Genomic DNA, 21,383 nt, shown 5'->3' with positions numbered 1-21,383 from the left:
ATTTTGCGTTTTGGTTTACCGCCCCAGCAGTCGCAGCAGCGGCAAGCGAAAGCGATGAAGGAACCAGCCGCCAAAGACGCCGCAGGCGCCGCCAAGAAGCTTGACCATCACATCCGTCACGCGTGCGTGGCGATCGGCCGAGACCATCTGCAGCAGCTCGAAGCCGATGGCCGTCGCAAAGACCAGAACCAGCACGAGCCCCAGCCGCCTCGGATAGGCGATCGCGAACAGCAGGCCCAGCAGGCCGAAGGCACCGAACCGTTCGAGATGGACCAGGTGCCCGATGCGGGGCCGCAGGTCGAGCGGCGACATCGTCGAATAGGCGATCACGGCAAAGAGGATCCATGCGAAGAGGCTGGCGGCGCGTTTGATAGTCATTGTCGGCTTGTCTTCCAGGAGGCGTGCGAGGCACGGCAATCATCGAACGATCGGCGACGGCGCCTGCGCGTTCATCGCGTTGCGGGGGCGCGGCCGCATTTTTGAGGTGAGCGGTGCCTGGTGAACGCACGGGGCAAGCTCCGGCCGGCGACACGGCGGACGCGAACGTCCGGCTACTTCGCCAGCAACGCGCTATACACCGCCGCGGTCCTTTGTGCCACATTTGTCCAGCTATAGGCGGCTTCCGCGTGCGCCGCACGCTCGCGCACCTCCTCGTCGCTGAGCGGGGCTGCGAGTTTTTCCACGATACCGGACGCCAACGCGTCGATGTCGCCCAACGGGAAATATTCGTCGGGCGCCAGTTCCATCTCCTGATTGGCGACGATATCGCTTGCAAGGACCGGCAGCCCGTAGGCCATCGCCTCAAGCAGCGCAATGGGCATGCCTTCGTGGCTGGACGGCAGAACGAAAAGGGCGGCATTGTCGAAGAGTTCCGCCAGCCTGTCGCCTGTCTGAAAGCCGGTGAGCACGACGCCCGGCACGTCGCGCGCAAGCGCCCTCACCTCCTTGACGTAGGGCGTTTCGAATTCAGCGCCGCCGGCAAGAACGAGCTTCATATCGGCCAAGTCGCACTTGGCAAAAGCGCGGATGAGATCAAGCTGTCGCTTTTCCGGAACCAGCCGGGCAGCGAGCAGGATATAGCGCCGCCGTTCCAGGCCGAACTCCGCGAGAATGCCGGCCTCGCCGGTCGGCGGAGTGACCTGGACGCCGTTCGGGACCAGCGTCATGGAGATATGGTGCCGGGCATGCATCGTCTCGGCGATGTCCTTCGAGATCGCCACGCGTCCGTTCGAGAACCGCATGCCGAGGCGCTCTCCGAGCTTCAGCGTGCGCCTGGCGAAACCGCCCCATTTCTGCCGGTCATAGTCGTAGCCATGGTGGGTCACCACGACCTTGAGCCCAAGCATGCGCGCAAGCGGCGTCATCAGCGCGGGGCCGATGGCATGAATGTGCAGGACATCCGGGCGCCGCCAGGCGGCGAGCCAGACACCGAGGAAGGTATGTACAATGGCTTCCAACGCCATCCGGCGCGGTGCCCAGAGAGGGACGACGTCGACGCCGTTCCAGGCGTAGGCGTTACGATCCTCCAGATAGCGACGACGTCCGACCACCTCGACGTCCCAGCCGTATCCGAGCAGCTTGCTCGCCAGCATTTCGACGTGTTTCTCGACGCCGCCCTGAACGTTGGGGATGCCGCGCAAGCCCAGCATCATCACGCGCTTGCGCTCGCCGCGCGCGGCCAGCGCGCCGCTCTGAACGGGGTGGCCATGCTGCCGGCCTGCGAGCGCCGCGCTATGCCGAGGCAACCGGCCGGCTCCGTCCGACAGTCCGGTCTGCACCATCTCCTGCGCAATCACCGGCTGTTGCTGGCGATGACTTCGCGAAACATCAGGCTTTCTGCTCATGTGTCGCCTCGAAGGTTGCCCGTTCCGTTTACTAGGGCGATATACTTAATCATCGCCAAGATATTTCATTCACCCCTTATATAAATGACTGAAAACCATAGGGCGAGCCCAGGTTACTACAAATTGTATCGTAACGTTAATGCCGGACGAGATCAGACCGCTCCCAGCCTGGAGTAGAGGTCGACCGTTCTTTCACGATAGGCGGCCGCGGAGAACTCACTGGCGATCCAGTGTCGACCCGAAGCACCCATCGCAGCGCGTTCGGCAACTGGCAGACCGGCCATCGTCGAGAGCACGCGGGCGAGATCATCGGCGTCGCCCGAAATCGCGGTCATGCCCGTCTCACCCTCGCGGATCATTTCAGGAATGCCGCCGATCGAGGCGCCGATTACCGGTCGCCCCAAAGCATAGGCTTCAAGCACGCTGATCGGCGCGTTCTCGTACCATTCGGAAGGCAGAACCAGCGCCCGGGATTCTCCGATCAGACGATGCAGGGACTGGCCTGAGAGATAGCCGGCAAAGGTCACGTCGGCGCCGGTTTGCGCAACCAACTGGCGCAGCATCGCTTCCTCGGGGCCGGTTCCGGCGATCACCAGCCGTTGGCCCGATGTGGCCGCCGCGCGGATCAGCGTCGCCAGCCCCTTCTCCGGGGCCAGGCGTCCGGCAAAGACGAAATAGTCGCCCTCGACCCAGTCGGCCGAATAGCCGTCGACATCGACGAAGTTCGGGATATGGACCATCCGTTCGCGCGGCCAGCCCCACTCGACCAGCTTCTCGACATAGAATTTGCTCGGCACGACGATGCGGTCCACCTTGTTGCGGTAGAGACCGAGCGCACGGTGGACCATGGTTTCAGCGAGCACGACCGCGCTCAGCGTCGTCTCCCCCTTGATGCAGCGATGACGCAAGACGTTGTAGATATGCCCGCCGCGACAGTCCTCGCAGACGGCACCGTCACGCAGCATCTTGTAGGAGGGACATGCGAGCTTCAGATCGTGGGCGGTCATGACGACCGGAATGCCGGCCGCCTTCAGCGTCGAGAAGATCGCGGGCGAAAGATGATGGTAGACGTTGTGCGCATGGGCGACGGAGGGCCGCGCGCGCTCGATCAGCCGGCTGACGTTCTTCTGCGCTTCGCGCGAGTAGATGACGCTCGCCGCCTGCACCACCTTGCGCAGGAGGTTGGTACGCCGACCATACTCGATCTCGGAGACGAAATACTCGGACCATGGCGAGGCTTCGTTATCCTCGTGCTGCATGGCGAAGGGCACCACGTCCCAGCCGATGTCCGAGAACATCTTCATGTGGTCGAAAAAGACCGCCTCCGCGCCGCCACGGCGATAGAAGTAATTGTTGATGGCGAGCAGCCTGTTGCCGCCGTTTCCCTGCCGCGACATGCGTCCTCCTACCAGCCGAGCCTGTCGAGCGCCTGCTCGACCGGCAACACGACACAGCCCTTCTCAACCGCGTAGCGAACCAGGTTCTCGAAGGTCTCGGGCGTGCAGCCATAGGGCGTCGGGCGCGCGGCGATGTCGTGGGTGAAAAACACGAGCCAGCCAGGCCGATCGACGACATCTTCGATCCAGCCCGTGAGCGCCTGCGCGTCCGTCTCCGGCTGCCGGATCTCGACGGCCTTCAGCATCAGCGGATCGACGGCCGTGCGGTTGATGCCCTCGCCGGCCGCGCGGCAGGTGCGGTAGCGGCGCGCCAACTCCCGGCGCGCCAGCGGCCAGGCGGCGTTGTAGGGAAAGGCAAAGTTGGTCGCGGCCGGGCCGACGCCGCTTTGCCTGAGATAGGCGGCATTGCGGTCGAGATCCCGGGCAAGCCCACTTCCGCCCAAACGCCTGATCTTGCTATGGGAAAAGGTGTGGCAGCCGACCTCGTGACCCCGGTGGGCGAGATCCGCGCAGCCCTCGGGCGAGATCAGGGTACGATCGGTTTCGACGCGCCCCGCAAGCCCCCCGGCGATGTAGAACGTGCCGCGCACGCCGTGACGTTCGAGAATAGCGGCGCCATTGTGAAGTGCTGTGTCCGGCACGTCGTCGAAGGTGAAGGACACGAGCGGCGCGTCGGTTATGACATCACGGGGTTTCGACGCGAGACGCCAGATAAGCCGGTTGGCGACGCGGTCGACAAGGCCGTCGACCCTCGACAGAGCCTGTGAAAAACTAGGCATGCGCCACCATCCTTTGTGCAAGCGGGCGTGGTTCGGTTGCAAGCGCTGCCGAGGACTGCAGGCGCAAACCGCAAATCGCGAAAAGCAAGGTAAACCAGAGCACATTCGGACCATCGAAGAAGAAGGCCTCAAGGCTGGCGCTGTAGATCGAATAGAGCCAGATCCGCAGGAACAGCCGCGTGAGGTCGCTGTGCTGCCGGGCCGGCGGAATGCGCGAGATATGATAGAGCGGGAGCACCACCAACCAAAGCAGCGTGAGGATCAACCCCGGAATGCCGATGACGAGAAGCGTCTCGAGATACGAATTGTGCGCATGGGCCGCACGAACCGCCCAGGTCTCGATGCCACCGCCGCTGAACACCACTTCCTCGGTCTGCCAGAAGGCCTTGAAGCCACGCCCGATAAACGGCTGTTCGGCGATCACCGAAAAGGCGAAGCGCCAGACATCGGCCCGGTTCGTGAAGGTCGCGTCGATGCCGAGCGACGAGACGAATTCGCCGAGCGGTCGGAAGACGGCCGACCCGACGGCGAAAAGGTTGAACAGGGCCACGCCGCCGATCGCGATCGGGATGCGCAGCAAGCGCACATGTTCGAAGAGCCACGCCAGAAGCAGAATGCCCGGCAACATCGCCGTCGAGGTCTTTCCTCCCGTATGGATGAGGAAGAAGAAGGCCAGACTAACGATGGTCAGGCCGACAAGCTTCGACCACCGGCGCAGGACGTACAGGCCGAGAAACGAGGCAAGCACCATGGCGACCGCCGCTTCGTTCTTGTGACGGAAATGGCCGCGCCACAGCCCTGCATGCATCGGCTCCAGCACTTCGTTGGCCTGGTGAATGGACAGAAGCGGCTTGAACAGGACGCCGTAATAGGCAACCGCGAGCATGACGAGCGTCGAGACCGCCAGCATCTTGGCGAAGTGCCGCTCGTTGGCCGGCAGCAGCAGATAGACGTTGGCGTTGACCGCAACCATCGTCGTCAGGATGATCGCCTTGATGCCGTTGGCCGGATGAGCGGAGACCAGGCAGGCAAAGAGCACCCACAAAAGCAGGATCGCAAGCAGCACCCGCGGCTGCATAAGCCCACGCCGCATCGGATGCAGCACACCGTAGCAGGAGGCGCCTGCAAACAGCAGCAGTGCCACGATCTGGTTCAGCCGGCTGGAATTGTCGCCGCCCGGTTCCAGCAGACTTTCCTTGGTCAGGTCGACGAAGGAATGAAAGGGGATCCAGTAGTAGATGGAAATGGCCAGGAACAGGAAGGTCCCGACGCGGACCCTCAAGGTTTCTGCAGAATTGGCCGGGCTGCCGCCGAGATCGGGCACGATGGCCGTCCTCTCACGGCGCCAGGGGCTGCGGACGACGGATGTATCTCCACAGACCGAGGGCAAGCGCGAGGGATATGCCGAGAATAATCCCCAGGAAACCGCCGCCGGCCACCAGAACCACGGTGCGCGGCGGCCAGCTGCGCGCATTCGGCGGCAAGGCGCGCGAGATCACGCGAACATTGGTCGTGTCGATCTGCTGGCGTTCGGTGATCTGCTGGGCGCGTGCCAGGTGGGTCTCATAGATGGCAGCCTTGGCGCGCGCGTCCCTTTCGAGGTCTCGCAGCTGCACCTGGGCTTCGTTGTCGGAGAACACGTTCGACTTCTCGTCGCTCGCCTTGGCGCGCAAGGCCGAAAAGGCCTGCTGCTCCCGGTCCATGTCCGCCTTGGCGCGATCGAGGATGCGGCGCGCCTCGTCGTCCATGGCCGATTCCAGGTTCGCACGCTCCGAGCGCGCATTGACGAGGCGGGGATGGCGCTCCCCATAGGTGCGCTGCATGGAGGCGATCTGCTGCTGCAGCACGTTGTACTGCTCTCGCAGGTTCGTCATGTTGACGGATTCAAACTCGGATGCACTTGCGGTCCGCCCCTGTGTTATCGCGTCGTTCATCTGCCGGTAGCGGGTATCGGCCTGGATGAAGCGCTGTTGGGCGTCGAGAACCTGGGTGTTGAGTTCGTTCGAAAGCTGATTGCTCACGAGCTGGCCGTCATTGGTCGACTGCAGCCCGTTCTTGCGGCGGAAATCCTCGACCGCGCGTTCGGATTCGGTGACGTTGTGGCGCAACTCGTCGAGCCGGGCGTTGAGGCTCTGCGCGACGCGACCGGCGCTCTCGGCGGCGGACTGAAACAGCTCCTGCTCGAAAGCCGCGACGATCGCATCCGACAGCGTCACCGCTTTCGCAGGCTCTTCGCTCCAGACCTTCATCACCACCACGAAGGACCGCTCTTCGCGCCGGGCTTCCACCCGCTCCGACAAGGCCCGCATGGCAGCAAGCTCGTTTCCGGCCTGCTGCTCCGCCTTCGTCGAGAAGAGGTTCTTCAGCGAACTGAAGGCCGAGGGCTTCACGAATTCCGGGTCCTCGGTGAGGCGCATCTGGGTGATCACCCGCGACAGCACATTGCGCGACGTCAGGATACGCAGCTTGCTTTCCACTTCCAGCAACTGCGCATCGCGCTGCGGATTGGTGGTGAAGACGTCATCGCTGACGACATTGAGGTTGGACGGATCGACGACGATATCGGTGTAGACCGTATAGCGGGGCGTCGCCGTCATCGCATAGGCGAGCGCGGCCCCCACACACAGGACGAGCGCCAGCACGATCCAGATGAGCCCGTCGCGCAACCAGCCGATGATATCGTCGACGCCGATCCGGCTGAGGCCACTCAACCCGGGAAAATAGCTGTCGCGAGGCGCGCCGGCCGCTCTGGACACGGGCGGTACCAAGTCAGCCGGATGGGGCGAGGCTTTCGGAATATCTCTGGATTGATGCTGGACTTCGGCGGGCCTGTCTGTTGCCGAACCGTCAGCGCCAGACTTCGCTTCGTGAAGGTCTGACGAGAGCAGATCGAGCAGCGAGCCTCTTTCGACCGGTGCACGCTGCTCGCGTGCCGGTTGGCTGGCCCCCTGTTTTCCGGCCTCGTCCGGCCTATACATAAGCATCCCTCACGCACGCCCATCAAGACGCGAAGATCGTGACCCCGCGAGCCGCCTTCTAGCGCAGAATTAAGGTTGTACGGTGAATATTCCGTTAAACGGCAGGATTGCCGCTTAACCCATCGCTTCAGAAGTCGGTCAACAACCGGCTCCAGCTCTCCGATGCCAGACCGCCCACATAGATATCGTTGCGCTGGGCCGCGTCTTTCAGATCCGCATGCCGCGTCACCATGCAGAAATAGCCGCGATGGTGGAAGGACAGCCATCTCTGGCGCGAGATCGCATTCATGAGGAACGGCTGCGAGCTGCCGACGGCGAGCGCGTAACCCTCGGCGTCAAGCGCATGGAACATCTGTGCGGTGACGGCGAACTCACGGCCGGCCTCGCAGACGACGTTGAGCACCGTTGCCCGCTCGCCGGCCTTGCCGAAGTAGAGATAAGCGCCGATGACGCGCCCGCTTTCATCCCGGACCTCGCGGCAGAGAAGCTCGCCGAGCGGCGTGTTCAGTCGCGCGACCATCACCAGCCAGTCGAATTCGCTGCGCGACCAGACCGGCCTGACGGAAAATCGCTGCAGCATGGGTTCTGCGAGATCGACGAAGGCAGCGGGATCAATGGCGTGCGTCGTGCAGCCGGCAACGGGATCGGGCTTGGTGCGCGGGCGGCGGCGGCGCAAAAGCCGGTCCGCAAGCGCAAGCGGCTCGGAGAGCATCGGGGATCTGAGCAGGCGCACTTGCCTGCCAACCGTCAGCCCCCAGGCTCTGAACGGCCGGAAGGAGCGGCGCCAGTCGAGGCTCTGGATCGGCAGCACGACGCCACCACCAGCGACCCAGTGATCGGCGCTGACCGGAGACGAGTTGTCGGAAAAACACATGTCTTGCCGTGTCGCACGCATGGCGCGCGCCAGGCAGGCGGCGCCGACCGCACCGGCCTTGCCCTCGGACATGAAGGCGCAGAGAAGCTTCGCCACCGTTCGGCGGCCGTTGACCGTGAACTCCATGGGAATCGCTAGAATGGCGCTGCCGATGCCGCCGGTCCCGTCGTCGTAGACGATGCTGCCGTGTTCCGGCGCATAAAGCGGGCTGCCGAAAAAGATGGTCTCGACATAGTTCTGAAGCTCCGCGCTCGCCTCTTGCTCCCGCTTGCGAAAGATCCGGGTGAACATGCTGCTGACGGCTGGGATATCCCGGGGTTCCATGGCGCGCACATTGCCCATCCGGGGCATTTCCCGTCCGGACGACCGTGCGGCCTGGATCTTCCCGAGCTCAACCTCCATGCACCACCCCCGTCGACAGGGAGGCCGCGCCGGCCTGTTCCCGATCGCGCCGCACGAAGCGCAGGAAGACCGCCCATGAGACGATCACCATCGCGGTCTCGATCACGTAGAAGGAAATAAACGTGCCTGTCGGCGGTGCGCACCAGGTCGCCCAGGCGGTGAGTGCCGCACCAAGCACGCTGCCAAGGCCCATGACCAAAGCGCGCGCCGGATGGTGGCCGGACGCACCAAGGGCCTCCATCGCCACCGACCACATGGCGAGCGGCACCACGACCCAGCACAGGATGCGAACGAAGGAAACGAGGGAGACGTAGTCCTTGCCGAAGAGATAGGGCAGCACCGGCGCCAGCACGAAAACAGCAACAGCCGCGGCAATGCTGATCGAGGTGGCCGCGAACAGAACCTTGCGCACGCGCTCGAAGGCGTGGTGCAGGCCGGCTGCCGTTGCCTTTGCCGAACCCGGATAGATCAGCCGGTTCAAGGCCTCAACCGACAGATAGCTGCTCTCCAGCATGCGCCGCGCGACGCTGTAGCTGGACATGACCTCGGCGCTCGCCACGAGGCTCAGGACCAGAAGGTCGGCGTTCTGCCGGACCGCGCGCAGGATGAACGGGATGCTAAAATAGAGCCCGAGCGGTAGCTCTTCCCGCACGATGCCATAGGTCGGGCGTCCCAACCCCTTGACCGCTCGCCAGCAGCCGAGGGCCACGATTACATGGCATACGAACTGCCACACAGCCCAGGAGGCCACCGTCGCGACCCCGAAGGCGATGCAGGCGAGCGCTGCAGCTATGGTGCGCGCCAGGGCGAAACCGACGACCACCTTGTTGGCCGAGGCAAAATTCGAATGCGCAAGAAAGATCTGCTCCGCCAGCACGATGACCCGCACGAAGATGATGTTGGTCACGAGCATCAAGGTGATCACCGCGACATTGGCCGCGGGATCGGGCGAAAGCGTGAAGAAGAACGGCAACACCGCTGCGCCGAGCAACACCAGCAGCACGCCACTGATCGAGGTCAGAATGATGTTGTGGCCGAGCATCTGCGGGTACATGCCCCGGTCGCGCGCGACACGGCGCACCAGGCACTCCATCGCGCCGAGACCACAAAGGTGAACCGCGATGTTGGCAACGGCCGTGATTGCGACGAAGACACTGAATTCATGCACGCCGAGAAAGCGCGCGAGGATCGCAAAGGTCAGAAGCTGCGCAGCCGAGCCAATGACAAGGCTGCCGCCGGATGCAGCATAGGATATGATCATCGAGAGGAACGGTTTGTGCGCGCGTTCCTTCACACCTTCCGAAGCCATTCCGATCTGCCCTTGATCTCAACCCGTCATTGTTACGCGCAAGATGCGTTCAATGACAGCGAGCACCCGCCTCTGATCACGCGCACGGTAACAGGCAGAAATGATTGCGCGGTTAACGTGCTCGCGGCAATTGTATTTCAGCTTCCGTTTACTCAATTGCACTAGGCTGCGGTCCGCACGTCTACAGAGTTTTCCAGCGACATGAGGAGTGGCCGTGGCGCAAAACGACAGCAATCAGACCGACCGACCGACCGAAGACCAGGCCGCAACACTGCACCGCTTCATGGGTGTCGAACTGGAACTTGCGCCCGACGTCCTGGTTCCACGGGAAGAAACAGAGCTTCTTGGAAAAAGAGCCGTATCGATCCTTGAAGGCGGGCCCCTCGACGTCACCATCATCGACATGTGCTGCGGTTCCGGCAACCTCGCCGTTGGTATCGCCAGCGAGATCCCGTCGGCGCGTGTCTGGGGCGCTGACCTGACGGACAGCACCGTGGCGCTTGCCCGACGTAACGTCGATCGGCTCGGCCTCGGCTCGCGCGTCTTTGTCCGGCAGGGCGATCTTTTTGCGGCGCTCGAAGGCGACGATCTCCAGGGCAAGATCGACATGGTGGTCTGCAATCCACCCTATATCTCGACCGGCCGGCTGGAGGGGGACCGCGCGCATCTGCTCGACAACGAGCCGCGCGAGGCCTTCGACGGAGGCCCCTACGGCATTTCCATACACCAGCGCCTGATCCGGGACGCGCTTGCCTTCCTGAAACCAGGAGGCTGGCTGTTGTTCGAGTTCGGCGAGGGCCAGGAGCGGCAGGCGGCTGCACTTCTCTCACGGGCGAAAGCCTATGCACCGGTCACCTTCGCATCCGACCGTGACGGCAAGCCGCGCGTCGCCATCGTTCAGAAAATCGCCGGCCCGGTAGAGGCCGGCGCCGGAGTGCAGGCCCGATGAGCGAAATCCGTTCGCTAGACCACGCGGACGTTCCAGCGGTCGCCGGAATGTTCCAGCGGGTGTTCCGTGACGAGCGGACCGCTTCGCCAGCACTTGCCGACTATATGCGGCAACTCTATCTCCACGGGCCAGGCTGCGATCCGGAAATCAGACCTCTCGTGCATGTGAACGACGAGGGTCGGATTACCGGCTTCGTCGGCGTCAATGCGCTGCCGATGACACTGAACGGCCGGCACTTGCGCGCCGCGATCTGCGGATCGCTGATGGCGGAAGACCGGGAAAGCGACCCCTTGGCCGGAGCGCGCCTCATGAAGGCCTTCCTCGCCGGTCCGCAGGATCTATCCTTCAGTGAGACAGCAAGCGAAGTCTCTGTGCAGATGTGGACGCGGCTTCGCGGCGTGGTCCTGCCGCAATACAGCCTCGACTGGGTGCGCGTCATCCGTCCGGCGACCTTCAGCCTGAGCGTCGCCTCGAACCGCATCAAGCCCGCCCGGCTCGCCGCCCCCTTCGCGCGCGCACTCGACAGGTTCTATCGCAAGCGCATGGGCCAGGGCGAGCAGCGCTGGTCCGCCCTGCCCGAGGCGGGGGCGGCACCGGCCGGCTTCACCGCGACCGAGACGGACCGCAGCGGCTTTGCGGCCGTCGTCGACCAGTTCACCGCGCCGTTTCCGCTTCGCCCCGAATGGAGTGACGGCCAGCTCGATCACGTCCTTGCCGATGCCGAAAAGAAGCCCGAGCAGGGCGAACTCGCCTACGCGCTGGTGACGGCGCGCACGGGCGCCGTGGTCGGTGCATTCGCCTACTACGTCAAAGCCGGTGAAATCGGTCGGGTACTGCAGATCCTGGCGCGGCCAGGGCAGGCCGGGCCGGTCATTGACTGCCTGGTCGACGAGGCGTCGAGACGTGGCCTTGCGGGTTTGCGCGGGCGCACACAACCGGCGCTGATGGAAGCCATGCTCGGCCGACGCATCGCCTTCGTGCACGTCGCCTCGACCGTTGTGCATTCGCGCGACCAGACCATCGTCGAAGCCTGCCGCGACGGACAGGGCTTCTTCAACGGCATTTCCGGCGAATACTGGAGCCGGCTGATCGGCGGCAGCTTCGATTGACGATGGCCGGCGGTGCGGCCAGGCCTCAATAGCCGGCAATTTCCTCCACGGGCTGCACCAGTTGCGGCCCGAGATGCAGGTAGCGCGTCGCCTTGCGCTTGGCGGCGATATCCGCCCAGACCCTTTCGACCTGGACCACGGTCAAGCCGGCCGCCTTGGCGACGGCCTCGATCTCGATCCCGTGATTGAGGCCATAAAGGCAGAGGTCCATGCGGTCGTAAGGCAGGGAGAAATAGAACTCCTCCTGCGTCTGTTCCAGAGAATAGGTGTCGGTCGTCGGCGGGCGACGGCAAACTTCCGCGGGAACGCCGAGATGGGCGGCAAGCGCATAGACCTGCGACTTATAGAGATGGGCGATCGGCTTTACGTCGGCGGCGCCGTCGCCGTTCTTGACGAAGAAGCCCTGGTCGTATTCCAGCCGGTTGGGCGTGCCGAGTACGGCAAAGTTCAACCGGTCGGCATGGTAGTACTCGACCTGCTTGCGAGTTCGCTGCTTCATGTTGGTGGCCGCAACGACGCCGAGATAGACCGAGGGCGGCATGCGATGTTTCGATTGCACGCCTTCCGGGCTCTGAACGACCAGCGAGGAGATGTTGTAGCCTTCTCCCTCAAGCGCGTTGGCGATGACGACCTTCGAGGCCCACCCGTCGCCATAGTCCGGAACCAGTTCCCGGATGAAGGCGTCGCGGCGCTCGTAGCAGCCCATGGCCTTGAGGGTCGGCCCGATGTCTTCGACGATCGCCGCGACGCCGAAGGTTTCAGCGACCAGCCGGCCGAAGCGCAGGCTTTCCGGATCGGAGTCGTTTTCCGGCATGAACAGGCAGAAGACGTTCTTGGCGCCGACCGCGCGCACCGCAAGCGCCACGGAAACGCTGGAGTCGATGCCGCCCGAAAGCCCGAGCACCAGACCGCGCTTCTTCATGGAGCGCAACTGTCCGCGCAAGGCGGAAACGATGCGATCGGTCTCGGCCGCGTAGTCGATCGTCAGGGCTTCGGCCGAAAACGGGCCATTGCCCCCGGTTGTTCTGATGTTCATTGTGCAGGCTCCATCGTCTCGGCGGCAAGTCGGCGGCTGACCTTGCCGGTATCCGTCTTCGGCAGTTCGGTGCGGAATTCGATGATCTTCGGCACCATGAAATCTTCGAGGTGGCGGGTGCAGTGGCGGATGATGTCCTTGTCGGTCAAGTTAGGATCCGTGCGCACCACAAGGGCAGCGATCGCGTGGCCGAGAACCGGATCCGGCATGCCGATGACGACGGCCTCGGCAATGCCGGGATGGGCATGGAGCACGGTCTCGACTTCCTTGGGCGCGACCTTCTCGCCGCGGGTCTTGATGATATCGTCCTTGCGGCCGACGAAATAGAGAAAGCCCTCTTCGTCCGTCTGGAAAAGGTCGCCCGTATAGAGCACCTTCTCCCAAGGGTTCGGCCCGGGCCGCAGCATGCGCTCGGTCGCCACGTCGTTGCGCCAGTAGCCCTGCATTACATGCGGCCCGCGGATGACGAGTTCGCCAGGAACGCCCGGCGGCACGCGGCTGCCCTCGTCGTTGACGACGAAGGCTTCCGTGTTGGGGATGGCAATGCCGACGGAGCCCGGCCGGCGATCCAGTTCCTCCGGCGGCAGGTAGGTGCAGCGCTTGCACTCCGTAAGCCCGTACATCGAATAGAGCCGTGCGCCCGGGAAAAGCTCGCGCAGGCGGGCGATATGCGGCGGCGGCAGGGCGGCGGCGGTGTTGGAGAGGTAGCGCAGACTCGGCAGGAAACCCGGCTCAAGGTCGCGCATCTGCAGGATCATCGCCGCCATCGTCGGCACCAGCGGGAAGCCGGTGACGCCCTCCTCGCGAATACGCTCGAAGATCGCATGCGGGAACGCGAAGGACTTTTCGAGCACCAGCGTCGCCCCGAGCCTGATCGCCATCAGCAACTGGTAGAGCCCATAGTCGAAGGCGAGCGGCAGCACGTTGAGGATGATATCGTCGTGCTCGTTGCGCAGATAGGTGGTGATCGATTCCGACGCTGCATCGATGTTGCGGTGGGTCATCATCACGCCCTTCGGGCGGCCGGTCGAGCCCGACGTGTAGATGAGCATCGCCAGGTCGACGTCAATGCCGCCATGCGGCACCGGCGTCGCCTCCGCCGACAGGCAGCCCTCGAAGGGCACCGCGCCGGCGGGCGACTGGCCATTGGGCGCCGCGGTCGATGCGACGAAAATATCCGCCTTGCCGCTGCTCTGCGCCCGGGCGTCAGCCACCACCGGCATCAACTTGGCCTGCGTCAGGATCGCAGCCGCCTCGCAGTCGTCGATGATGTAGGCGAGCTTGTCCGCCTTGGTCGATGCGTTGATCGGACTGAAGGTCGCGCCGGCCTTCAGGATCGCAAAGATCGAGACGGCCGCCTCCCAGCAATTGTCCATGAACACGAGGACGCGGTCGTTGCGCTTGACGCCTGCCTTTGCCAGCGCGGCCGCCAGCCGGCTCGACAGATCGTCGAACTCGCCGTAGCTGAGGCGCTTGCGATCTGTGACCAGCGCCGTCTTGGCCGCATGCCTTGCCGCATTGCCGATGAGAAACTGCTCGAACCGCATGGAACGCCCTCGGGTCTTGGTTAGGCCGTGGCCGGCACTCCGGCCTTTGCCTCGATGAAGGCCGAGATGCGCGCGAGCGAATCGAGGTTCGCCGGCACGATGTCGGCGTCGGCCATGGCGATGCCGAACTGGTCTTCGATGAAGGCGACGAGTTCGAGAACGCCGGTCGAGTCGATGATATCGTTCTCGATCAGAGAGGCGCCGTCGGCGAGATCGTACGAGGTATCGCCAAACAGGAAGTTCTCGATGACAAAGGCCCTGACCTTGTCCTTGATGGTTTCCGTCATTTCATTTCCTTTCCCAATGGGTTTCAGGCCGCTTGAGCGGCGCGGATGCTGGTGCCGGTAAAGGTCTGCAGCCAGAGCTGCGTCGACAGGATGCCGACGAAGGCGGCATTGTCCCTAAAGCCGGTGGTCGGTTGCGACTGGCATTTTTCGTAGAGCTTGCTCACGGCCTTGGCATTGAACAGACCGCTGTCACCGATGCGTGTCTCGCTCATGGCATCGCGAACGTATTCCAGTTCGCCGGCGCCGGTGAAGGAATGGCTGTCGGGCGCGCGGTAGGGCTGCTTGGTGCGCTGACCGATGGTCGGCGGAAGCAGGTCCTTCGTCGCTTCGCGCAGGATGTGTTTTTCCACCAGCCCCTTCAGTTTCATTTCCGGCGGCAGACGCGTCGCGAACTCGACGAGGCGGTGGTCCAGGAACGGGAAGCGTCCTTCGATCCCGTGCGCCATGGCCATGCGGTCGCCCTGGCTGGAGAGAATGTACCCGGGCAGAAGGAAACGGCTTTCGAGATACTGCGCCTGGTGCAGCGGATGCCAGCGACCGAAGGCAGCAGGAAGCCGGCTCGCCAGATCTTCGGCCGCGTCGTAGTCCTTCAGCGTGGCGCGCAGGTCGGGAGAAAAGAAAATCTTGGTCGCGGCCGTGCTTTTGAACCGCGGGCGGTGCGAGAACAGCGGGTCGTTGTGCGGCACGTCGCCGGCGCCGAAGAAAGCGGCGAGATATTCCGCCGATTGCTGCTGCAGGCCCGGCAGATAGGGGTAGAGCTTGCGGAACAGGTGCGGCCGGATTCGCGAACCGGGCTGGCGGCCGCAGAAGCGGCGCACCCGCGCCTCCTTGAAGATATCGTATCCGGCGAAGACCTCGTCGGCGCCCTCGCCCGTCAGCACGACCTTCAATCCCTGCTCGCGCACGAGACCCGAGAGCTGGTAAAGCGGGGCGGGTGCCGTGCGGATAATCGGACGTTCGGCGAAACGGACGACCTGCGGAAAGACCTTCGCGATGTCGCCGGCACGACAGGCGACCGCGCTATGATGCGTGCCGAGCGCCTTCGCCATTTCCATCTGGAAGGCGCTCTCGTCGTGTTCGACGCTATCAAACGTCACGGAAAACGTGCGCAGACCCTGCGGCGCCATTCCGGCCGCAAGCGCCGAGACGATGGAGCTGTCGAGCCCGCCCGAGAGATAGGATCCGACGGTCACGTCGGCCCGCATGCGGATCCGGGTCGCATCGGTAAGAAGGGCGCGTAGTTCCTCGGCCGCGCTGCGCTCATCGGCAAACAGCGGCGGCGCGTCGTGGTCCGGATAGTCGAGTTGCCAATAGGGGCGGATCGACGTCTTGCCCTTCTCGACGATCATCAGGTGAGCCGGCTCGAGCTCGTGAATGCCACGAAAGCCGGTCCGCGGCGCGATCGGCGCCCAAAGGGTAAAAATCTGGTCGAGCGCAACGGGATCGAGTTCGGCGGAAATGCCGGGAACCTGGAGCAGCGCCTTGATTTCGGAGGCGAAATAGAATGTCCCGGCATGGGTCGTGTAAAACAACGGGCGCACGCCCATGCGGTCGCGCGCCAACACCATGCGCTGACGGCGTCTATCCCAGATCGCGAAGGAGAAATCGCCGTTGAGGACGGACAGGCAGTCCTCACCCATCACGGCGTAGAGATGCAGGATGACCTCGGTGTCGCTCGCGGTGCGGAACCGCCGCCCCTTGGCGCGCAGTTCCTCGCGCAATTCGACGTAGTTGAAGATCTCGCCGTTGAAGGCGATCGAAAGGTCGCCGGTTTCGTCGGACATCGGCTGCTGGCCGTCGCCGAGACCGACGATCGACAGCCGTACATGGGCGAGCCCGGCCTCCGGTGCGGCAAGAACGCCGTTTTCGTCCGGGCCACGATGCGCGATCGCAGAGGCCATCCTTTTGAGAAGGATTTCCGCATCCGGGACCGACCCGAAATAGCCACCGTAACCGCACATGCCGAGATACTTTCACACCGTTCGATCACTGCCGGACCATAAACCGCATGACGGAATCATGGGTTAATCTCCGGCATTTTCTAGTTGTATGGTAAATACCGCCGTTCAGGCGCCGCGTTGAGGATAAGCGCCGCTGGCCCTTGCCGTCAGCGCTCCGGAATTCGTCTTTTCGATGCCATCCTGAGCATCAGATACAGAAACAGAATCGGCCAGAAAACGCAGACCAGAAGCCCGGCCACGCGGTACATGTTCCAAGGTGCATGCGCCTGCAATCCTTCAAGGTAGGTCATCCCCACGAGAAAAAACGCCGTCAGGCCATAGGCGACACCGGCAACGTATAACCAGGACATGCAACCGCCCTCCGCGACGCGCCACAACCAAAACCAGGAAATAGCAGCAGCGAACCTATACCACCGGAAGTAACATTTTGAAACGAAGAGTTAACTTTAAGCGGGGGCATGGTTAACCGAACCGAGGATCGTTTCGGTTCTCGGCGGATGCCCGGACATTACCGTCCTTGTCCTCATGCATGAAAGGACTTGAGCCGCCAAAGGCTCCTTAGCGGCTACCCTCGCGCGCCACGAACAGCAGGTCGAAACCGCGAAACTCCCGGCGCGCGATCGATTTGCGTAGCGCCGTCCAGATTGCCGAGGGATTGTCGAGGCGGAAGCCCTTCAGACTACGGATCAATCCGATAGTGGCGGTCATGGTGCGAAGGACGCGCGACAGCCTGGAGCCCGTCAGCGACGCAAACAGGATCTGCGGATGAACCGCCAGCAGCACGCCGGCCGTCCGCATCCGATCGATCGTGCGGAACTGGTCCAGCGCGCGATACTCGTAACCTTCGATGTCGATCTTGAAACAGAGCCTTTCGGTCCGCGCCATGTCCTGGAGGGCTGCGATCGTCACGGTGCGCGCACGGATCGCCTCGCCGTCGTCGTCGGCGATCAGGGCCGATGTTTCGGAGCTGCCGAAACCGCCACCGACGGAATGCAGCACGAGAACGTCATCCTCCGATAGCGCTGCATTGATGACCCGCACTTCGCCGCAATTCTCCGGCTGCATTTCCTTGAGGATGCCGAAACAGACAGGATCGGGCTCGACCGTGATGACGTTGTCGGCAATCTGCGCCGCCCAATAGGGCGTCACGCCGATCCAGCCGCCGATGTCGATGAAAGTCGTCTTGGCGTCGACCAGGCGCGCGATGTTCTGGAACGTGCAAGGCTCCCAGTCGCCGTTCTGCAGCCGCGCGAAAAAGCGCTTCTTTTCCGGCTTGTCGGGAAACTGAACGGTCTTGTGGAAATAGGTGATCGAACGCATGGCGTTTCTCTAACCCATATCCGGACGAAGCGGAATGGATTTTGCGAAGGGCTCATATGTCCGAGGCGAATGGCTGCCCCGGCACATCGCCGCCTGCATTTTCGGGAAGGTTCGCCCGTACAAAGGAGGTGCCGCCGTCAGGCGTCCACCGGCTCCATCGAACCGCGGGCCTCGCTGAGCTCCGCCGTCGTTTGCGCGAGGCGGTCGGCGAGAACGCGCATGATTTCCACCGCCATCTCGGGGAAGTCGGCCAGAAGCTTGAGGAAATCGTCCTTGCGGATGCGCAGGGCCTCGAGCGGCGTGCTGGTGCGCACCGTCGCGGTGCGTGGCGTGTTGCAGAGAATGGCGATTTCGCCGACGATCGAATTCTGCTCGACTTCGGCGATCTTGAAAGGCCCACCCGCCGTATTGATGAGCACCTCCGCCTTGCCGGAAAGAATGACATAGGCCGCGTCGCCGATGTCACCCTGATAGAACAGCGCTTCGCCGGCGCTGTACATGACCCTGTCGGACGTGAAGGCCAGAAGTTTCAGCTTTGCCGGCGGCAATCCCGAGAACAGGGTTATTCGGCGCAGCATTTCGACTTCATCTTTGAGCAACATCACAATCCGTGTCTCCGAGTTCCCGTCGGGGGCAACTTGCCTCCCGCATCGCGGCGGGACCATATGCTCGCGCCCTCACATTAATATTACATCAAGATGCCATTTCCTTGTAGTCAGGTCGTTCATCCACATTGGCGTCGTGCAGCAGGCGCCCGTTTTCGAACCGGGCGACGCGATCGAAGAGGTCCGCCAGCGCCGGATTGGCGAGAACCCAGATGACCGCCGGATCGCGCCCGCCCTGATCGAGCATCGCAAAGACGTTGCGGACGACCTGTTCCTGGACGCGCTGGTCGAGCGCCAGGAGCGGTTGATTGAAGATGTAGTAATCGCAATTGCGGATCAGCGCGCGCGCAAGGTCGAGCTTCTGCCGCTGCGCGGCCGTCAGCCGCTTGCCGCCGGCGCCGACATTGAAGTCGAAGCCGAAAGCAAGCACTTCGTTGTAGAGACCGCCCGCCTCGAAGAGATCCCGGACGATCGCGCGGATTTTCTCCGAGCCGTCGGCGTGTTTGTGACCGATACGTCCAAAGAGCACGTTGTCGATAATGCTGCCGGACGCGATGAATCGGTTCGGGCGGTAGTGCTCGATCATCCCGGCGAGATCGGCCGGCAGGCCTTCGTCGAACTCGCGCCGGGCGGCGACGATCTTCGCCATGACCTCGTCGGTCAAAAGACCGAAACGGTGCCGCGGCTCGATGTAATCGAAGCACAGCCTGATCACCTTGATCTGGTCGTCCTCGGAGACCTCGCCCTTGCCCTTGGTGCGTACCTTCTGGAGGATGGCCTCATAGACCGGGATTTCCTCGGCGGTCATGAAGGTCAACTGCTGGAAGAACGGGTGATCCGGCGGCAGGTCGCGGAACAGTTCGACGACGTTCTCGGCGATCTCGATGCCCATCTCATAAAAGGTGTCGCGCAGGCCGACCCGCTGCAGGATCGTCTTGAAGAACGGATGGTTCTCCAGCGCATCTGCCCACATCACCTGATCGGTGATGGTGCCGAAGAGCATGTTTTCGCCGATCGTCGCCTCGACATTGTAGGTCCCGGGCTCGAAGAACACGACGAGGTCGCTGAGCTTTTCCTTTTCGAGACGCTGCCGGAGCGCACTGCGCATCTCGACGATGCCGGCGGCGAACTCCGCATGCTCGTGGGGATCGATGGTCGAGCGCACGGCCAGCGCCATGACATCGTTGGTCAAAAGCACCGCGTCGAGAACCGGCCGGATCTGCACGAGCAGATCGTCCGGTCCGTTCGCCCCGGCGGATCCATAGTCGATCCAGTCGCTGTTGACGTCGAGATACGGGTTTCCGGCCAGCCGGGCTTCGGTCACCTCCCACTTGCGGTGCGTCGCACGCTCGCCCTCATAGATCTCGTCCGTGAGCGGCGCATGCTTCAGCCCGTAAAGGATGTTGTCACCGAGGCTGCCCTGGAAGACGTAGACGTCGGACGAGGCGTAGGCGATCCGTCGGCCGGTCACCGATTCCGGCAGCTCCAAGATGTCTTGGCCCCCGACGAGCACCTTGCCGCTTGCCGGCCAGACGAGCCGGCCGAAGGCCTCGGCGAGCACTTCGCCACCGCCCATCAGCGCCACCTTCTCGCCGGGCTGGACCTGCAGCGACACGTGGTCGAGCAGCGTCGAGCCGCCATCGTCGATCACCGTCAGATTGACGGCGGCAAGCGGGCCTGCGAGCGGCACGGCAGCGGTGGTTGCCACCGCCTGGACCTTGGGATCGAGCAGCGTGTCGACGCTGAACTGCTCGACCACCTGCGCATATTTCACCTGGACGTCCTGACGGGCCTGGTCCCAGTCGATCAGTTCCTTCAGCGGACCCGGCAGGTCCTTGTAGGCGCCGATGACAGCGACGAGCTGGCCGATGTCGAGGCGACCCTGCAGGGCGAAATAGCCGCCGATCGCGTAAAACAGGAAGGGCGTGACCTGTGCGAGGAAGTTGTTGATGAACTTGACGAGGAATTTCCACTGGTAGAGGTCGTAGCGGATCTTGAAGATCCGGCCGAGCCGCGCCGCGATGTCGGCGCGCTCGTAGTTCGACGTATCGTGGCCACGGATCGCGCCGATACCGTCGACGATTTCGCTGACGCGGCCGGAAAGCTCGCGCGCCGTCAACTGCCGCTCGCGCCCAAGCACGAGAAGCCGCTTGCGCATGCGCGGAATGATGACCGCCTGAACCGCGACGATCAGCGTTGCGATCAGCCCGAGCCAGAAGCTCTGCAGCAGGATGAACACGAGCGCCGTCAACGCCTGGCCGCCGAGCAAGGCGGGCGAGACGAAGGCATCACCGGTGAAACCACCGAGCGGCTCGACCTCGTCCTTGATCATCGTCGCGATTTCGGCGGGCTTCACCCGCTTGAAATGGCTGGGCGGAAAACGCAGGACCCGGTCGACGAGTTCGAAACGGATGCGGCGCAAGAGCCGCTCGCCGAGCCGGCCCTTGAACGTGTTGATGTAGAATTTGAAGAGGCCGTTGACCACCACCAGCGCCAGGAACACCAGGCTGAGGGCGAGCAGCATGCCTTCGCGGCCGAGCTGGAAGCCGTCAAAGACGTTGAACGTGCCCAAATACGGCAGGTCGAAGGATATCGGCAGGAAGGCCTGAGTGGCCTCCGGACTGTCGAAGCCATCGCCCTGGATCGGCCCGTTGACGATCTGCTTCGGCAGATCGAACGACAGGAAGTAAGGGATCATCGACAGCGCGACGACAACCAGGATCCAAAGCTGGTCCTTGCGCGTGTGGGTCCAGATATAGCGGGAAAGGCGTGGTTCCATGTTACTGGCGATAGGACCTTATTGAACACGACTGCTGCTGGCGGGCCGGGTTGCCATATGTCCCCAGCACGCATCACTCTTCGGCGACACCTCCGGACGGGTACCCTAAGGCACGCTCCTGAAGGGACGCCTGCATATTCCGCCCGGCGCCGAATCCGGTTGATCGATTATGCAGGTGCGAGGGAAATCTGCAATGGACGCGGTTTC

18 protein-coding genes are annotated in these 21,383 nt (G+C 63.3%); 2 read left to right on the top strand and 16 right to left on the bottom strand.

What is annotated here, in order from left to right; genetic code table 11:
* Positions 1–15: 15 nt before the first annotated feature.
* The 8 genes from IB272_RS24985 to IB272_RS24950 form a co-directional block, all read right to left on the bottom strand.
* Entirely contained in the window at positions 16–378 is a 363-nt protein-coding gene (locus IB272_RS24985; RefSeq protein ID WP_034799228.1) for a VanZ family protein, read from the bottom strand.
* Between the two features lie 173 nt (positions 379–551).
* Positions 552–1,652 carry a glycosyltransferase family 4 protein gene (locus IB272_RS24980; protein ID WP_246810431.1) on the bottom strand — a complete coding sequence of 367 codons (1,101 nt, stop codon included), beginning with the start codon at positions 1,650–1,652 and terminating at the stop codon, positions 552–554.
* A gap of 344 nt (positions 1,653–1,996) precedes the next feature.
* Positions 1,997–3,241: a glycosyltransferase family 4 protein gene (locus tag IB272_RS24975; protein ID WP_159416079.1), complete on the bottom strand. Its 1,245-nt coding sequence runs from the start codon at positions 3,239–3,241 to the stop codon at positions 1,997–1,999.
* Positions 3,242–3,249: 8 nt separating this feature from the next.
* Positions 3,250–4,020: a polysaccharide deacetylase family protein gene (locus IB272_RS24970; protein WP_090426433.1), complete on the bottom strand. Its 771-nt coding sequence runs from the start codon at positions 4,018–4,020 to the stop codon at positions 3,250–3,252.
* On the bottom strand, positions 4,013–5,344 hold the full coding sequence (locus IB272_RS24965; RefSeq protein WP_112772088.1) for an O-antigen ligase: 1,332 nt from the start codon (positions 5,342–5,344) through the stop codon (positions 4,013–4,015). Before IB272_RS24965 ends, IB272_RS24970 begins: the two co-directional genes overlap by 8 nt.
* Positions 5,345–5,357: 13 nt before the next feature.
* A complete protein-coding gene (locus tag IB272_RS24960) occupies positions 5,358–6,998 on the bottom strand; it encodes a GumC family protein (protein ID WP_192445310.1) in 1,641 nt (546 codons plus the stop codon).
* A gap of 127 nt (positions 6,999–7,125) precedes the next feature.
* Positions 7,126–8,274 carry a hypothetical protein gene (locus IB272_RS24955; protein ID WP_060644302.1) on the bottom strand — a complete coding sequence of 383 codons (1,149 nt, stop codon included), beginning with the start codon at positions 8,272–8,274 and terminating at the stop codon, positions 7,126–7,128.
* A complete protein-coding gene (locus tag IB272_RS24950; RefSeq protein ID WP_192445308.1) occupies positions 8,264–9,583 on the bottom strand; it encodes a lipopolysaccharide biosynthesis protein in 1,320 nt (439 codons plus the stop codon). Before IB272_RS24950 ends, IB272_RS24955 begins: the two co-directional genes overlap by 11 nt.
* Before the next feature lie 283 nt (positions 9,584–9,866).
* Between IB272_RS24950 and IB272_RS24945 the strand changes: the two genes are divergently transcribed.
* Positions 9,867–10,532, top strand: a complete 666-nt coding sequence (locus IB272_RS24945) for a HemK/PrmC family methyltransferase (protein WP_082584671.1) — start codon at positions 9,867–9,869, stop codon at positions 10,530–10,532.
* Positions 10,529–11,641, top strand: a complete 1,113-nt coding sequence (locus IB272_RS24940; protein WP_060521763.1) for a hypothetical protein — start codon at positions 10,529–10,531, stop codon at positions 11,639–11,641. Before IB272_RS24945 ends, IB272_RS24940 begins: the two co-directional genes overlap by 4 nt.
* A 25-nt stretch (positions 11,642–11,666) precedes the next feature.
* Here the strand turns inward: IB272_RS24940 and nadE are convergent, their stop codons facing one another.
* The 8 genes from nadE to IB272_RS24900 all read right to left on the bottom strand — a co-directional run bounded on the left by nadE (position 11,667) and on the right by IB272_RS24900 (position 21,176).
* Positions 11,667–12,677, bottom strand: a complete 1,011-nt coding sequence (nadE, locus tag IB272_RS24935; protein WP_192445306.1) for an NAD(+) synthase — start codon at positions 12,675–12,677, stop codon at positions 11,667–11,669.
* Positions 12,674–14,224, bottom strand: a complete 1,551-nt coding sequence (locus IB272_RS24930) for an AMP-binding protein (RefSeq protein ID WP_192445304.1) — start codon at positions 14,222–14,224, stop codon at positions 12,674–12,676. Before IB272_RS24930 ends, nadE begins: the two co-directional genes overlap by 4 nt.
* Positions 14,225–14,244: 20 nt before the next feature.
* Positions 14,245–14,511, bottom strand: coding sequence for an acyl carrier protein (locus tag IB272_RS24925; protein WP_034799210.1), 267 nt, complete (start codon positions 14,509–14,511; stop codon positions 14,245–14,247).
* A gap of 23 nt (positions 14,512–14,534) precedes the next feature.
* Entirely contained in the window at positions 14,535–16,472 is a 1,938-nt protein-coding gene (asnB, locus tag IB272_RS24920; protein WP_192445302.1) for an asparagine synthase (glutamine-hydrolyzing), read from the bottom strand.
* Positions 16,473–16,618: 146 nt separating this feature from the next.
* Positions 16,619–16,822: a hypothetical protein gene (locus IB272_RS24915; protein WP_034799207.1), complete on the bottom strand. Its 204-nt coding sequence runs from the start codon at positions 16,820–16,822 to the stop codon at positions 16,619–16,621.
* Between the two features lie 208 nt (positions 16,823–17,030).
* Entirely contained in the window at positions 17,031–17,792 is a 762-nt protein-coding gene (locus tag IB272_RS24910) for an FkbM family methyltransferase (RefSeq protein ID WP_034799205.1), read from the bottom strand.
* Positions 17,793–17,929: 137 nt separating this feature from the next.
* On the bottom strand, positions 17,930–18,394 hold the full coding sequence (locus IB272_RS24905; protein WP_034799203.1) for a Crp/Fnr family transcriptional regulator: 465 nt from the start codon (positions 18,392–18,394) through the stop codon (positions 17,930–17,932).
* Between the two features lie 91 nt (positions 18,395–18,485).
* A complete protein-coding gene (locus IB272_RS24900; protein ID WP_034799202.1) occupies positions 18,486–21,176 on the bottom strand; it encodes an ABC transporter transmembrane domain-containing protein in 2,691 nt (896 codons plus the stop codon).
* Positions 21,177–21,383 lie beyond the last annotated feature (207 nt).

It is taken from the genome of Ensifer sp. ENS08 (assembly GCF_014852195.1).
GTDB lineage: Bacteria > Pseudomonadota > Alphaproteobacteria > Rhizobiales > Rhizobiaceae > Ensifer > Ensifer adhaerens.
Note: the sequence above shows the minus strand (reverse complement) of the source record. Positions and strands in the feature narration are given on the sequence as shown.

Excerpts from the sequence above, each read along its gene's own strand:
- IB272_RS24985 (WP_034799228.1), bottom strand. The coding sequence starts at position 378 with ATGACTATCAAACGCGCCGCCAGCCTCTTCGCATGGATCCTCTTTGCC.
- IB272_RS24980 (WP_246810431.1), bottom strand. The coding sequence starts at position 1,652 with ATGATGCTGGGCTTGCGCGGCATCCCCAACGTTCAGGGCGGCGTCGAG.
- IB272_RS24975 (WP_159416079.1), bottom strand. The coding sequence starts at position 3,241 with ATGTCGCGGCAGGGAAACGGCGGCAACAGGCTGCTCGCCATCAACAAT.
- IB272_RS24970 (WP_090426433.1), bottom strand. The coding sequence starts at position 4,020 with ATGCCTAGTTTTTCACAGGCTCTGTCGAGGGTCGACGGCCTTGTCGAC.
- IB272_RS24960 (WP_192445310.1), bottom strand. The coding sequence starts at position 6,998 with ATGTATAGGCCGGACGAGGCCGGAAAACAGGGGGCCAGCCAACCGGCA.
- IB272_RS24955 (WP_060644302.1), bottom strand. The coding sequence starts at position 8,274 with ATGGAGGTTGAGCTCGGGAAGATCCAGGCCGCACGGTCGTCCGGACGG.
- IB272_RS24950 (WP_192445308.1), bottom strand. The coding sequence starts at position 9,583 with ATGGCTTCGGAAGGTGTGAAGGAACGCGCGCACAAACCGTTCCTCTCG.
- IB272_RS24945 (WP_082584671.1), top strand. The coding sequence starts at position 9,867 with ATGGGTGTCGAACTGGAACTTGCGCCCGACGTCCTGGTTCCACGGGAA.
- IB272_RS24940 (WP_060521763.1), top strand. The coding sequence starts at position 10,529 with ATGAGCGAAATCCGTTCGCTAGACCACGCGGACGTTCCAGCGGTCGCC.
- nadE (WP_192445306.1), bottom strand. The coding sequence starts at position 12,677 with ATGAACATCAGAACAACCGGGGGCAATGGCCCGTTTTCGGCCGAAGCC.
- IB272_RS24930 (WP_192445304.1), bottom strand. The coding sequence starts at position 14,224 with ATGCGGTTCGAGCAGTTTCTCATCGGCAATGCGGCAAGGCATGCGGCC.
- IB272_RS24925 (WP_034799210.1), bottom strand. The coding sequence starts at position 14,511 with ATGACGGAAACCATCAAGGACAAGGTCAGGGCCTTTGTCATCGAGAAC.
- asnB (WP_192445302.1), bottom strand. The coding sequence starts at position 16,472 with ATGTGCGGTTACGGTGGCTATTTCGGGTCGGTCCCGGATGCGGAAATC.
- IB272_RS24915 (WP_034799207.1), bottom strand. The coding sequence starts at position 16,822 with ATGTCCTGGTTATACGTTGCCGGTGTCGCCTATGGCCTGACGGCGTTT.
- IB272_RS24910 (WP_034799205.1), bottom strand. The coding sequence starts at position 17,792 with ATGCGTTCGATCACCTATTTCCACAAGACCGTTCAGTTTCCCGACAAG.
- IB272_RS24905 (WP_034799203.1), bottom strand. The coding sequence starts at position 18,394 with ATGTTGCTCAAAGATGAAGTCGAAATGCTGCGCCGAATAACCCTGTTC.
- IB272_RS24900 (WP_034799202.1), bottom strand. The coding sequence starts at position 21,176 with ATGGAACCACGCCTTTCCCGCTATATCTGGACCCACACGCGCAAGGAC.